This window comes from Streptomyces sp. NPDC028289 (assembly GCF_055565975.1).
Genome location: NZ_JBVHTI010000004.1, coordinates 825,200 through 838,234, shown reverse-complemented (window position 1 = coordinate 838,234; position 13,035 = coordinate 825,200). Strand labels below are relative to the sequence as shown.

General features: G+C 72.8%; 15 protein-coding genes. 8 read left to right on the top strand and 7 right to left on the bottom strand.

The window, feature by feature from the left end; all coding sequences use genetic code 11:
- The first annotated feature begins 51 nt into the window (after positions 1-51).
- Positions 52-1,335, top strand: a complete 1,284-nt coding sequence (locus ACZ4UV_RS23845) for a geranylgeranyl reductase family protein (RefSeq protein ID WP_451019022.1) — start codon at positions 52-54, stop codon at positions 1,333-1,335.
- Here the strand turns inward: ACZ4UV_RS23845 and ACZ4UV_RS23840 are convergent.
- The gene (locus ACZ4UV_RS23840) at positions 1,325-1,798 is read right to left on the bottom strand and encodes a nitroreductase/quinone reductase family protein (protein WP_451019023.1); all 474 of its coding nucleotides are present in this window, start codon (positions 1,796-1,798) and stop codon (positions 1,325-1,327) included. The genes ACZ4UV_RS23845 and ACZ4UV_RS23840 overlap by 11 nt on opposite strands.
- Before the next feature lie 205 nt (positions 1,799-2,003).
- Here ACZ4UV_RS23840 and ACZ4UV_RS23835 point away from each other — a divergent pair, with 205 nt between their 5' ends.
- Entirely contained in the window at positions 2,004-2,702 is a 699-nt protein-coding gene (locus ACZ4UV_RS23835; RefSeq protein WP_451019024.1) for a TetR/AcrR family transcriptional regulator, read from the top strand.
- Positions 2,703-2,712: 10 nt separating this feature from the next.
- Here ACZ4UV_RS23835 and ACZ4UV_RS23830 read toward each other — a convergent pair whose 3' ends face one another.
- Positions 2,713-3,207, bottom strand: a complete 495-nt coding sequence (locus tag ACZ4UV_RS23830; protein WP_467840456.1) for an FBP domain-containing protein — start codon at positions 3,205-3,207, stop codon at positions 2,713-2,715.
- A gap of 79 nt (positions 3,208-3,286) precedes the next feature.
- Between ACZ4UV_RS23830 and ACZ4UV_RS23825 the strand changes: the two genes are divergently transcribed.
- Together ACZ4UV_RS23825 and ACZ4UV_RS23820 are read left to right on the top strand one after the other, a co-directional pair.
- Positions 3,287-3,859 carry a TetR/AcrR family transcriptional regulator gene (locus tag ACZ4UV_RS23825; protein ID WP_467840453.1) on the top strand — a complete coding sequence of 191 codons (573 nt, stop codon included), beginning with the start codon at positions 3,287-3,289 and terminating at the stop codon, positions 3,857-3,859.
- Positions 3,860-3,917: 58 nt separating this feature from the next.
- Positions 3,918-5,156 (top strand): GDSL-type esterase/lipase family protein, encoded by a 1,239-nt coding sequence (locus tag ACZ4UV_RS23820; protein ID WP_451019026.1) that lies wholly within the window; start codon positions 3,918-3,920, stop codon positions 5,154-5,156.
- 41 nt (positions 5,157-5,197) lie between these two features.
- On the opposite strand, the gene ACZ4UV_RS23815 is transcribed toward ACZ4UV_RS23820, so the two are convergent.
- Positions 5,198-6,301, bottom strand: coding sequence for a medium chain dehydrogenase/reductase family protein (locus ACZ4UV_RS23815; RefSeq protein ID WP_451019027.1), 1,104 nt, complete (start codon positions 6,299-6,301; stop codon positions 5,198-5,200).
- Between the two features lie 203 nt (positions 6,302-6,504).
- Between ACZ4UV_RS23815 and ACZ4UV_RS23810 the strand changes: the two genes are divergently transcribed.
- From ACZ4UV_RS23810 to ACZ4UV_RS23800, 3 genes are all read left to right on the top strand, one after another.
- Entirely contained in the window at positions 6,505-7,167 is a 663-nt protein-coding gene (locus ACZ4UV_RS23810; RefSeq protein ID WP_467840449.1) for a TetR/AcrR family transcriptional regulator, read from the top strand.
- A gap of 115 nt (positions 7,168-7,282) precedes the next feature.
- The gene (locus ACZ4UV_RS23805) at positions 7,283-8,563 is read left to right on the top strand and encodes a sensor histidine kinase (RefSeq protein ID WP_467840446.1); all 1,281 of its coding nucleotides are present in this window, start codon (positions 7,283-7,285) and stop codon (positions 8,561-8,563) included.
- Complete coding sequence (locus tag ACZ4UV_RS23800) at positions 8,560-9,225, top strand: response regulator transcription factor (protein ID WP_390039698.1); 666 nt, start codon at positions 8,560-8,562, stop codon at positions 9,223-9,225. The genes ACZ4UV_RS23805 and ACZ4UV_RS23800 overlap by 4 nt, the downstream gene beginning before the upstream one ends.
- Here ACZ4UV_RS23800 and ACZ4UV_RS23795 read toward each other — a convergent pair.
- Together ACZ4UV_RS23795 and ACZ4UV_RS23790 are read right to left on the bottom strand one after the other, a co-directional pair.
- Positions 9,186-9,470, bottom strand: coding sequence for a DUF6332 family protein (locus ACZ4UV_RS23795; RefSeq protein WP_390039696.1), 285 nt, complete (start codon positions 9,468-9,470; stop codon positions 9,186-9,188). The two genes, ACZ4UV_RS23800 and ACZ4UV_RS23795, sit on opposite strands and share 40 nt — an antisense overlap.
- Before the next feature lie 73 nt (positions 9,471-9,543).
- A complete protein-coding gene (locus ACZ4UV_RS23790) occupies positions 9,544-11,019 on the bottom strand; it encodes an MFS transporter (protein ID WP_451019031.1) in 1,476 nt (491 codons plus the stop codon).
- Positions 11,020-11,105: 86 nt separating this feature from the next.
- Here ACZ4UV_RS23790 and ACZ4UV_RS23785 point away from each other — a divergent pair, with 86 nt between their 5' ends.
- Positions 11,106-11,507, top strand: coding sequence for a MarR family winged helix-turn-helix transcriptional regulator (locus ACZ4UV_RS23785; protein WP_351494848.1), 402 nt, complete (start codon positions 11,106-11,108; stop codon positions 11,505-11,507).
- A 51-nt stretch (positions 11,508-11,558) separates the two neighbouring features.
- Here the strand turns inward: ACZ4UV_RS23785 and ACZ4UV_RS23780 are convergent, their stop codons facing one another.
- On the bottom strand, positions 11,559-12,293 hold the full coding sequence (locus ACZ4UV_RS23780) for a maleylpyruvate isomerase family mycothiol-dependent enzyme (protein ID WP_451019032.1): 735 nt from the start codon (positions 12,291-12,293) through the stop codon (positions 11,559-11,561).
- A 36-nt stretch (positions 12,294-12,329) separates the two neighbouring features.
- The gene (locus tag ACZ4UV_RS23775; protein WP_451019033.1) at positions 12,330-13,034 is read right to left on the bottom strand and encodes a CPBP family intramembrane glutamic endopeptidase; all 705 of its coding nucleotides are present in this window, start codon (positions 13,032-13,034) and stop codon (positions 12,330-12,332) included.
- Position 13,035 lies beyond the last annotated feature (1 nt).

Genomic DNA, 13,035 nt, shown 5'->3' with positions numbered 1-13,035 from the left:
TTGATACGGCGTGATACGGCTTCTACGGCTTGATCGGAGCAGCGGACCATCGTGAGCGGCGAGAATTCTTCGGCGGACGACGTGCGGGCGGACGACGCGCAGCGGGTGTGGGACGTCGTCGTGGTGGGCGCGGGACCCGCGGGGGCCTCGGCCGCCTACGCGGCGGCGGTCGCCGGACGGCGCGTGCTGTTGCTGGAGAAGGCTGAGCTGCCCCGCTACAAGACCTGCGGCGGCGGCATCATCGGCCCCTCGCGCGACGCGCTGCCGCCCGGCTTCGAGCTGCCCCTCAAGGACCGGGTGCACGCGGTCACCTTCTCCAACAACGGACGGTTCACCCGCACCCGCCGCTCCAAGCAGATGATGTTCGGGCTGATCAACCGGCCCGAGTTCGACCAGCAGCTGGTCGAGCACGCCCAGAAGGCGGGCGCCGAGCTGCGCACCGGCGCCGCCGTGCAGCGCGTCGAGCAGCACGGCTCGGCGGTCCCGGACCGGCGGACGGTCGCGGTCGTGCTCCAGGGCGGCGAGACCCTGCTGGCCCGCGCGGTGGTCGGCGCCGACGGCAGCGCCAGCCGCATAGGCGCCCACGTCGGGGTGAAGGTCGACCAGGTCGACCTCGGCCTGGAGGCGGAGATCCCGGTGCCCGAGACGGTCGCCGAGGACTGGAAGGGGCGGGTCCTGATCGACTGGGGCCCGATGCCCGGCAGTTACGGCTGGGTCTTCCCCAAGGGCGACACGCTGACCGTCGGCGTCATCTCGGCCCGCGGTGAAGGCGCCGCCACCAAGCGGTACTTGGAGGACTTCATCGCCCGGCTCGGCCTGGCCGGCTTCGAGCCGAGCATCTCCTCCGGCCACCTGACCCGCTGCCGCGCCGACGACTCCCCGCTGTCCCGGGGCCGGGTGCTGGTCTGCGGTGACGCGGCGGGCCTGCTCGAACCGTGGACCCGCGAGGGCATCTCCTTCGCGCTGCGCTCGGGGCGGCTCGCGGGGGAGTGGGCGGTGCGGATCGCCGAGGCCCACGACGCCGTCGACACCCGCCGCCAGGCGCTGAACTACGCCTTCGCCGTCAAGGCGGGCCTCGGCGTCGAGATGAGCGTCGGCAAGCGGATGCTCGCGGTGTTCGAGCGCCGCCCCGGGCTGTTCCACGCCGCGCTGACCGGGTTCCGTCCCGCCTGGCGGGCGTTCAAGGAGATCACCCAGGGCCGCACCTCCCTCGGCGAACTCATCCGCTCCCACCCCCTCGCCCAACGTGCCCTCACCGCCTTCGGCCCGGAGCCGGCGGCGAAGGAGAGCGCGCCGACGGAGGACCCGGCCGACGAGGAAGCCGTCAGTTCGTGACGGTGACCCGGAAGACGGGGTGGTCGGCGCCGGCCGCGACGAGTTCGTCGTCGGAGGACCCGGCCGTCACCCCCGGGAAGTACTGCTTGACCTCCCAGCCCCACCTCTCCAGGTAGGCGCGCAGCACCGGGAGCTTCTCGGCATCGGGAAGCTCCACCACGGTGAACTCCCGCACCTTCCGTCCCACCCGCAGTTCCCCGCCGCCGGCCACGCGCATGTTCCGCACCCACTGGGAGTTGCCGCGCGCCGAGACCAGGTACTGGGTGCCGTCGTAGGTGTGCGGGTTGACCGGGATGCGCTGCATCCTGCCGCTCTTGCGGCCGCGTACGGACAGCTCCGCGCTGCCCGCGAGACTGATCCCGCGCCGGGCGAGCCAGCCGACGAGGCTGTTCATACGGACGGCCACCGGGTGGGCCTCGGCGTAGTACGGCTCGGACGACGGCTGCGCTTCGGACGACGACATGGTGACCCCCACTTGTTTGGGAGAGCAGTGCTCTCGCTCAAGGAACAGTGTGGGGAGATCGGTGATCCATTGCAAGAGCGGTGCTCTCTTTTTTGAGCGGTGCACTTGTATGTGAGCGTCGCTCTGGTCCGTGATCGCCGATCCAAATCCAGTGCAGTGCTCCAAACCGTGTGCACCGCTCTGCGAACATGGCAAACTGCTCCTCATGACCACCCCGCAGGGCGCCCGCGCGCGAGCCAGGATGGAAGTCACCACGGCCATCAAGGACGAGGCGCGCAGACAGCTCGCGGCCGAGGGCGCGGCCAAGCTGTCGCTGCGGGCCGTGGCGCGCGAGCTCGGCATGGTCTCCTCGGCGCTCTACCGCTACTTCCCCAGCCGCGACGACCTGCTCACCGCGCTGATCATCGACGCCTACGACTCCCTCGGCGAGGCCGCCGAGGGCGCCCACGCCGCTGTCGCCGGCGCGGCCCCGGCACACCGCTGGGTCACCGTGTGCGAGGCGGTGCGCGGCTGGGCGCTGACCCGTCCGCACGAGTACGCGCTGATCTACGGCTCGCCCGTGCCCGGCTACTCGGCGCCGGAGACGACCATTCCGCCGGCCGCCCGGGTCGCCCTGGTCCTCATCGGGATCCTGCGCGAGGCGTTCGAGGGGCGCGGTCTGGCCCGCACTCCGGTACCCGCCGAACTCGCCTCCGAGGCCCGCCGGATGGCCGACGAACTGGTGCCCGGCCTGCCGCCGGAGGTGGCGGTGGCCATGGCCGCGGCGTGGGCCCAGCTGTTCGGGCTGGTGGGGTTCGAACTGTTCGGTCAGTTCAAGGGGGTCGTGGCGGAGGCGGAACGAGAGCGGTTCTTCCGGCACGCGGCCGCACAGCTCGCCCACGGCGTCGGGCTGGTCTTCCCCTGACGGCGCCCGGTCACCCGGTCACCTTCTCCAGGAACGCGGCGAGGTTCCCGACCGTCCGCCGGACCTTCTCCTCCAGCGTGAGCGACTCCGGCATCCGCCCGCCCACGCCCGCGTCCCGCTTTCCCCGCACGTACAGCGAACAGGCGAGGTCGCTGCAGAGGTAGGCGCCCACGGAGTTGCCCTGCTGCCCGGCCTTCCCCGCCTTGGCGGCGACCATCAGCGAGACCCCTCCGGTGTGCGTGGTCAGGCAGATCGAGCACATGCTGCGCCGGGCCTGCCAGGAGGCGGGGCTCGGGCAGCGCAGCGCCACCGCCCGCACGTGACCGTCGTCCAGTTCGGTCGCCAGGTAGGCGCGATCGGGTGCCTGGGGGTCGCGCCAGCCGAAGTAGTCCAGGTCGGCCCACGGCCGTTCGTCCAGGTCGTGCGGGATGTTCAGGCGCTTCGCCGCGCCCTTGCTGCAGTTCACGAACGCGGCACGGATCTCTTGCCCGGTCAGCTGTCTCATGCGGCGCACGCTAATTTGCCTAAAGGTTTTAGGCAAACGCATAATCGGTTCAGGCAAGAGGTGAAGGCGAGGAGCGGGCGTGGCGCGAGCGGGACTGAGCACGGAACGGCTGGTCCGGGCCGGAGCCGAGCTGGCCGACGAGGTCGGCTTCGACCAGGTGACCGTCTCGGCGCTGGCCAGACGCTTCGACGTGAAGGTCGCCAGCCTGTACTCGCACGTCAAGAGCTCCCAGGACCTGCGGACGAGGATCGCGCTGCTGGCGCTGGAGGAACTCGCCGACCGGGCCGCCGACGCACTGGCCGGACGGGCCGGCAAGGACGCCCTCGTCGCGTTCGCCGACGTCTACCGCGACTACGCCCGCGCCCACCCCGGCCGCTACACGGCGGCCCGGCTGCGCCTCGACCCGGAGACGGCCGCGGCCAGCGCCGGCGTCCGGCACTCCCAGATGACCCGGGCGATCCTGCGCGGCTACGACCTGACCGAACCGGACCAGACCCATGCCGTCCGCATGCTCGGCAGCGTCTTCCACGGCTACGTCGACCTGGAACTGACCGGCGGCTTCAGCCACAGCGCCCCCGACAGCCAGCAGTCCTGGACCCGCGTCCTCGACGCCCTCGACGCGCTGCTGCGCAACTGGCCCACCCCGACCTGACCCCCTCGTCCGCAGCGGACGGAACACAGAGCCGGAACAGAGACGGAACGCAGAGGCGATGAACACCGACCCCCGCTGGATCACCACGCCGATCACCGCCGCCCTCCTGCGCGGCGCCCTCGATCTGGAGCACACGGAGCACGGCGTCCTTCCGCACCGGCTCCCGGCCCGGGCCCGCGCCCAGTGCGCCGACCCGCAGCTCGCCATGGTCGAGTCCCAGCCCTCCGGCGTACGACTGGTGTTCCGCACCCCCGCCACCGCCGTGGAACTGGACACCCTCCCCACCAAGCGGCTCTACGCCGGCGCGCCGGCCCGTCCGGACGGCGTCTACGACCTGCTCGTCGACGGCGCCCTGGCCGGCCAGGGCAGCGTGTCCGGCGGCACGGTCCAGGTCGTCGACATGGGTGCCGGGACCATGGAACTGCGCCCCGGGCCGGTCGGCACCCTCCGCTTCACCGGCCTGCCCGGGCACGAGAAGGCCGTCGAGATCTGGTTGCCGCACAACGAGACCACCGAACTCGTCGCACTGCGCACCGACGCCCCGCTCGCCGCCGTACCCGACCACGGCCGCAGGGTGTGGCTGCACCACGGCAGTTCGATCAGTCATGGCTCCGACGCCGCGAGCCCCACCGCCATCTGGCCCGCGCTCGCGGCCGCGCTCGCCGGCGTCGAACTGGTCAACCTGGGGCTGGGCGGCAGCGCTCTGCTCGACCCGTTCACCGCCCGCGCCGTCCGGGACACGCCCGCCGACCTGATCAGCCTCAAGCTCGGCATCAACGTCGTCAACACCGACCTGATGCGGCTGCGCGCCTTCGGCCCCGCCGTGCACGGCTTCCTCGACACCGTCCGGGAGGGGCACCCCACCACCCCGCTGCTGGTCGTGTCGCCGATCCTGTGCCCCATGCACGAGGACACACCGGGCCCCACCGCCATGGACCTGAGCGCCTTCGGTGCCGGCCGCGTCACCTTCACGGCCGTGGGCGACCCGGCCGAGCGCGCGAGCGGCAAGCTCACCCTGAACGTCATCCGAGACGAGCTGTCCCGGATCGTCGCCCAGCGCGCGGCCGAGGACCCGCACCTCCACTACCTCGACGGCCGTGCCCTCTACGGCGAGGCCGACACCGCCGAACTCCCGCTGCCCGACGGTCTCCACCCGGACGCGGCCACCCACCGCCGCATCGGCGAACGCTTCGCCGGGCTGGCGTTCGCGGACGACGGCGCTTTCGCCGGGAGCGGCGGCGACCGCTGGGCCGACGGGCGGAGCTGGGTCGGCGGCCGCTGGGGCGACGGTCGCTGAGCTGACGGTCGCCGAGGCGACGGTCGCTGCCCCGGGGCTCCTCATCGCGCCGAGTCGGCCGACGCCCCGTCGCCGTCGTCCGGGACCAGTACGACCTTCCCCGCGACGGTCCCCGACTCGGCGAGCCGCAGGGCCTCGGCGGCCTGGGTCAGGGGGAGCCGGGCGGCGATGCGCGCGGTCACCTCGCCGCGCCGGAAGGCCTCGAACACCTGGGTGAGGTCGGCACTCAGCCGGGCCCGGAAGCGGTCCTTGCCGAGGGCGCGCCCCTCCCAGACGTTGAAGAAGCAGGCGTGCCGGCCGTTGGGCAGCGCGTTCCACAGCCACACCCGGCCGAGGATCTTCAGCACGGGGAGCTGCTTGGACCCGGAGTCGTCCCTGGTGGTGGCGCTGCCGTAGGCGACCAGGGTGCCGCCAGGGGCGAGGAGCCGCCAGGAGTCGATGACGCTGCGGCCGCCGAGATGGTCGAAGACGGCGTCGACGCCGCCGGGAGCCAGTTCCCGGACCCGGGCCGGGACGTCCTCGGCGCGGTAGTCGACCGGGGTCACGCCCAGCTCCCGCAGTGCGGCGTGGTGACGGGCGGAGGCCGTGCCGATCACGTGGAGGCCGGCCGCCCGTGCGAGCTGGACGAGCACCGTGCCGACGCCGCCGTTGGCGCCGTGCACCAGGATCGTGCCGCCGCTGCGCGCCCTGGCCTTGCGGTGCAGCATCTGCCAGGCCGTGATGCCGTTGACGACCAGCGTCTCCGCCTCCGCCGCGCCGACGCCGGCGGGCACCTGCACGGCGTCGGCCGCGTCGAGCACGACATGGCTGGCCCAGCCGCCGACCTTCACCAGCGACGCCACGCGCTTGCCGACGAGCCCGGGCGCCACGCCGTCCCCGGCCGCGAGCACCGTGCCGACCAGGTCGTAGCCCGGGACGAAGGGGAAGGGCGGCTGGTCGTAGTAGCGGCCGCGGCGCATCTGCTGCTCCGCGAAGGAGACACCGGTCGCCTCCACGCGGACGACGACCTGGCCGGCGGCGGGGGCCGGGATCTCCCGGCGCTCGATGCGGAGGCCTTCCGGCTCCACGATGCCCGGCAGGACGACCTCGACGAGCTGGGTGCTTCCGGCGGCTTCTGCGGTTCCTGCGGTTTCTGCGATTCCCATGACGACGGCCTCCGTGTGCCTGACGGTGTGTAGATGCATTCGCAAGCGAGAGAAGCTCTCGCTTGCGTTATAAGCTATAACAAACATGATGGGTGCTCGCTGGGGTGTCAAGCTGTCGCGTCGGATGAAACCATCGCGACTGTTAGAGCCACTCTCGAAAGTGATAGCTTGAAACGAACTGGTGCGAGAGGAGCGTGACGGCCATGGCGGCAGATGCGGACGCGGTGAGCCCCCGCGAGCGATACCGGAGCCAGGTGCGGGCGGACATCAAGGCGCGCGCCTGGGAGCAGATCGCCAGGTCAGGCGCGACGGGCCTGTCCCTCAACGCGATCGCCAAGGAACTGGGCATGAGCGGTCCGGCCCTCTACCGCTACTTCGGCAGCCGCGACGAGCTGATCACCGAGCTGATCCGGGACGCCTACCGCAGCCTGGCCGACACCTTCGGTGTCGCCGCCGGGGCCGAGGCCGGTATCGGCGGCCTCGCCCACGCCCTGCGCCGCTGGGCGCTCGCCGACCCCCAGCGTTACTTCCTCGTCTACGGCACGCCGGTCCCCGGCTACCGGGCGCCCGACGACATCACCGGCATCGCCCAGGAGATCATGGCGGCTCTGCTCGACGTCTGCGCGGCGGCCGAGCCCGAGGCGCCGCCGCCGGCCTCCGCCGGATTCACCGCGCACCTCTCCCAGCACCGCGAGTGGGCCGGCGGACACCCCGCGCCGCCGGGAGTACTGCGCCGGGCGCTGGCCTTCTGGACCCGGATGCACGGGGTTCTCTCCCTCGAACTCGCCGGCCACTTCACGGGCATGGGCTTCGACCCGGACCGGCTGTTCGACGCCGAGGTGGCGGAGCTGGCGGCGGGCCCCTGACCCCGGGCCGCTGACCAGGCCCGGCGGCCTGCTGCCGCCTACTACCCGGGGAGTACGCGTGATCACCTCGCCGGGCTGACGCTCGCGCGGGGCGACGGCGTCTAGCGTGGCGGTCATGGACGAGCAGCGGGTACGGGAGCGCGGTCCCGCCCAGTGGTGGCACTCCGGCCCCCCGTGGTGGAACCACCCGGAAGGCCCCGGCACCGCCAACGGCCGCGGCCCCGGCCCCGGCCCCGGCACCGATGGGATCCGTCGCCCCCGCATGCCCTGGCGCTCCACCCTGCTGCTGACCATCCTCGTGCTGGCGGGCTCGAACTTCGCCGCCCACACCCAGCCCCACCGTGAGCACCTCGACGCCTACGCCCGCCTGCTGCTCCTCGCCACCTGTGCCCTGCTGCTGTGGCGGCACCGGCATCCGGTGACGGTGGCGTTCGGCACCGCCGCGCTCGCCCTGGTCTATCTCGGTGCCGGCTACCCGTACGGGCCGGTCTTCGCGGCGGTCGCGGTGGCCTGCTTCAGTACCGTCGTCGCCGGGCACCGCCGGGCCGCCTGGGCGGCGCTCGGAATGCTGTGGGCCGGGCATCTGCTGATCTCGCTCTGGCTGTACCGGTGGCTTCCGCCGCCGGGCGACAGGGGGGCCGGCCTCGGCCAGGAGGTGATCGTCGCCACCTGGGTGCTGATCATCGTCTCGCTGGCCGAGCTGGCGCGGCTGAGGCGCGAGCAGTGGGCACGGGAGCGGGCCGACCGCGCCCAGGCGGCCCGGCGGCGCGCGGACGAGGAACGGCTGCGGATCGCCCGGGAGCTGCACGACGTCCTGGCGCACAGCATCTCGGTCATCAATGTCCAGGCCGGCATGGGCCTCGCGCTGCTCGACTCCGACCCGGAGCAGGCCAGGTCGGCGCTCACCACCATCAAGGCGGCCAGCAAGGAGGCGCTCGGCGAGGTGCGCCAGGTGCTCGACACCCTGCGCTCCCCGGGAGACGCGCCGCGGGCGCCCGCGCCCGGTCTCGGGCGGCTGCCGGAGCTGGTGGAACAGGCGGCGGGCGCCGGCCTCGTCGTGGACGTGACGGGGGAGCCGCCGCGCCTGGCGCCCGGCGCGGACCTGGCCGCCTTCCGCATCGTGCAGGAGGCGCTCACCAATGTCGTACGGCACTCGGGTTCGCGGCAGGCGCGCGTGCGGCTCGAACACGGGGGAGGGGAGCTGCGGTTGCGGATCGACGACGACGGTCCGGCGACCGGGGCGGACGCGGGCGGCAGCGGGAACGGGCTGGCCGGGATGCGGGAGCGGGCGGCCGCCTTGGGTGGCACGATCGAGGCGGGGCCGCGCGCCGACGGGGGCTTCCGGGTGCTCGCCGTACTGCCCTTGGACGACCGGACCGACCGGGAGGACCGATGATCCGGGTGCTGCTCGCCGACGACCAGTCGCTGGTGCGGGCCGGTTTCCGGGCGCTGCTCGACGCGCAGCCGGACATCGAGGTGACCGGTGAGGCGGCGGACGGCGAGGAGGCGTTGCGCAAGGTGTGTGAACTGCGCCCCGACGTCGTCCTGATGGACATCCGCATGCCGCGTCTGGACGGACTGGCCGCGACCCGGCGGGTCACCCGCGAACCGGAGCTGGCGGACGTCAAGGTGGTCATGCTGACGACGTTCGAGCTCGACGAGTACGTCTTCGAGGCGATCCGTTCCGGCGCCTCCGGCTTCCTGGTCAAGGACACCGAACCGGACGAACTGGTGCGCGCGGTCAGGGCGGTGGTGGCCGGTGACGCGCTGTTGTCGCCGGGGGTGACGCGCCGGTTGATCGCGGAGTTCGCGGCCCGTTCCAAGGAGCCGGCCGCCGCCGACGTGCTCGCCCGGCTCACCGAGCGGGAGCGTGAGGTGATGGCCCTGGTCGGCATCGGCCTGTCCAACGAGGAGATCGCCCGCCGCCTGGTCGTCAGCCCCCTCACCGCCAAGACCCACGTGAGCCGCACGATGATCAAGCTGGGCGCCCGCGACCGCGCCCAACTGGTCGTCCTGGCCTACGAGTCGGGGCTGGTGCGGCCGGGCTGGCTGGGCTGAGCCGAGCGCTGGAAACGGACCAGCACGCTCACCACCCGGGCGAGGAACACCACGGCGGCGAGCACCGCGCCCACGACGGGCAGCACGCGCTCCGGGCCGCGGGGCAGCGAGAACAGCAGCGCCGGACCGGCCACCGCCCCGAAGACCAGCACGGCCGCGAACACCGCACTGCACAGCGCGTATCCGATCTCGACGGTGATCGCGTCCCGCTCGGCCTGACCGCGCCGCCCCCCGTACGTCGTCATCCCGGCAGTCTCACAGCCGTGTGCCCGGCGGGGCAACAGGCCCCGCCGGGCACAGGTTCGCAGGCGTCCCCGTTCAGTCGCGTGCGGACACGCGCTCCGCCTCCAGGGAGGTGGACTTGGCGATCACGACGGTCTGCTGCGGGCGCCGGGTACGCAGACCCGTGAGCGTGATCAGCAGCCCGGCGAGGGCCACGACCGCCACCACCAGGAACCCGGGACGATAGCTGTCGAGCACGGCCTGCGGGGTCGCGTGGGCGGGCGCGCCCGCGGTGACCACGGCCGTGACGATCGCCAGGAAGATGGCCCCGCCCACCTGCACCGAGGTGTTGAGGAGCCCGGAGACCATGCCCTGCTCGTGGTCGTCGACGCCGTTGGTGGCCTGGATGTTGAGGGAGGGGAACACCAGCGCGCAGGCCGCGCCGATCAGCAGCATCGACGGGAGGATCGCCGCCGCGTAGGCCGGGCTCAGGTCGACGCGGAGGAACAGGGCGTATCCGACGACCATGAACGCGAAGCCCGCCGCGATGAGCCGCGGGGTGCCGAAGCGGTCCACGATCGCGCCGACCTTGGTCGAGGACACGGCCACCAGCGCGCCCGCGGGGAGGAAGGCCAGGGCGGTGTGCAGGGCCGACCAGCCGAGCAGGGACTGCATGTAGAGGGTGGTCAGGAACTGGAAGCCGACGTACGAGCCGAAGAAGGCGATCGCGCCGAGCTGGGCGCGGACCTGGTTGCCCGAGCGCAGCACGCCGAGGCGGATGAGCGGTCCGGGGGAACGGCGTTCGACCTGGACGAAGACGGTCAGCAGGACGGCGACCGCGAGGAAGGAGAGCAGGGTGCGGGCCGACGCCCAGCCCACCTGCGGCGCCTCCACTACGGTGAACACCAGGAGCAGCATGGAGGCGGTGCCGAGGATCGCGCCGGGGATGTCGTAGCCGTTGTGGTCGCGCTCACGGGAGCTGCGCGGCAGCAGCCTGAGGCCGGCCAGGAGCGCGATCAGGGCGATGGGCGCGGGCAGCAGCATGGTGAAGCGCCAGCTGGCCTCGGTGAGCAGGCCGGACAGCACCAGGCCCATGGAGAAGCCGGTGGCCGCGCAGGTGGTGTAGATGGAGAGGGCGCGGTTGCGCAGCGGGCCCTCCGGGAACGTGGTCGTGATGATCGAGAGGCCGGCCGGCGCGGTGAAGGCCGCGCTCAGGCCCTTGACGAAGCGGCTGGCGATCAGCAGCGGGCCCGAGTCGACGAGGCCGCCGAGGAGCGAGGCGAGCGCGAAGACGCCGAGGGCCACGAGGAACACCTGGCGCCGGCCGAGCAGGTCGGCGGTGCGGCCGCCGAGCAGGAGCAGGCCGCCGTACCCCAGGATGTAGCCGCTGACGATCCATTGCAGCGTCGAGGTGGACAGGTGCAGGTCGGAGCCGATCGACGGCAGGGCGACGCCGACCATCGACACGTCCAGCGCGTCCAGGAACATGGCGGCGCAGAGCACCAGCAGGGTGCCCCAGAGCCGGGGAGTCCAGCGTCCGTCGGAAGCGGGGGCGGTGAGCGGAGAGGTCATGGACCGAGAGACTACATGCACATGCATGAAATGCAAACGCATTTAATTACGATGCAACAATCCGAATTCTCTGCTACGGTGCCCGGATGGCGGCGAAGAAGCCCGAACAGGCACTCGTGGAGCAATGGCGGGACATCCTGGCCCTGCACGCCCGCACCCAGTGCGAGCTGGACCGTGCCCTGCACGGACACGGCCTGTGCGGCAGTGACTTCGAGGTCCTCGACCTGCTCTCCGACGGCCCGGCGGCGGACGGCGTCTGCAGCTTCCGGGTGCAGGAGATCGCCGAGCGGGTGCACCTCAGCCAGAGCGCGCTCTCCCGGCTCATCGCCCGCCTGGAGAAGGACGGCCTGGTCGAGCGGGCCATGTGCCCGGAGGACCGGCGGGGCGTGCGGGTGGCGCTCACCGGCAAGGGGCGTGCGCTGCACGGCGAGGTGCTGCCGGTGCAGCGCGCGGTGCTCACCCGGATGCTGGCCGCCGAGGCGGGCTGAGCCCGGCGGGTCCGGCGCAGGCCGGTGAGGCCGTTCGCCGTCGCCGGCCGGTCAGATCCCGGAGTTCGTCAGCCACAGGTCGGCCAGCTCCGGATCGCCGACCACCTTCGGCACCGGCACCCGGTTCCACAGGGCCAGGTACAACTGATCGGCGGGACCGGCCAGTTCGGCCGTCGCATCATGGGGCGCACCGAGTTCCGTGACCGGCGGTCCCTCCGAAAGCCGCACGGTCCAGGCCGCGTCCGTGTCCACCGTGCGCACCCCCAGCACCCGCGGGTGCTCGCTGCGGACCCGGCTGCGCGTGCGGGCGTGGAAGCCGCGCAGCAGTTCGTCGATGCCGTCGACCGCGAAGCCCGTGCCGACCGGCGTCGCCGGGCCGCCCCGCGCGGCCTCGGCGTCGTACCGGTGCACGGTCGTCTCATGGGCCTGCCGGCGGAGCCAGAAGGCCAGCGGTGAGGAGACGGGGGCGGGGTGGAAGGTCCAGCACGTCACGTCCTGCGGCGCGCCGCCCAGGGTGTCGATCAGCCGGCGGTGGCCGTCCCGGTACCAGTCCGTCAGTTCCGTGCCGTCGATGTCCGGGGGCTCCGGGACGGGGCGGGGCGAGGTCCGGGCGTCGGCGACGACACCGGCGGCCCACCGGTGGATGGTGCCGGTGTGCCGCAGCAGATCGCGCACCTGCCACTCCGGGCAGGTGGGCACCGGGGCGTCGAGCCCCGCCCCGGCGGCGGCCGCGGCCAGCAACCGGCCCTCCCGGTCGAGGATCTCGAGAAACTCAGCAGTCTCCATGCCGCGAGTCTGCCGGATGGGCGGCCGTTCCTGCCGTCAGCGCAGCAGGAACCCCACCGCGTACCCCAGGGCGTTGACCGCCCAGTGCAGGGCCATCGGCGCCAGCAGGGAGCCGCTGCGATCGCGCAGCCAGCACAGCAGACAGCCCGCGACGGCCGTGAACAGCACGGCACCGACGTCCACCAGGACCGCCCCGGCGGCCGAGTGCCCGAAGAGCGAACCCAGCGTCGGCTTCTCCTTGTCGAGGTTCAGCGAGGGCAGGATGTGCCAGAGGCCGAAGAGCACGGAGGACAGGACGGCGGCCGTCGTGGGCGTGCGCAGACGGCACAGCAGCGCGAACAGCACCCCGCGGAAGGCGGTCTCCTCCAGCAGCACCGTCCCCACGGGCACCGCGACCAGCGCCTTGAAGGCGATCTCCGAACCGCTCAGCGCGTCCGTCCGCTGGTCCGCGAACAGCCCGCGGGTGACCGGCGGCAGGGCCGCGCACAGATAGACCGCCGCGACGATCCCGATCAGGGCCGCTCCCCAACGCACCCCGTCAGCAAGGGTGTTCCGGCCCAGCCCCAGCTCCGGCCAACTGCCCCCGGCCCAGAACAGCAGCCCCACCAGGACGGCCGAGGCGACGACCGCGGTGAGCAGTATCCAGGAACCGGCCCAGCGATTGTCCAGCAGGTTCGCCAGCACCAGCACGGCCACCACCGCCGCCACGGCGGCACGGGTCGGGAGCCGGGGGAGCGGCATG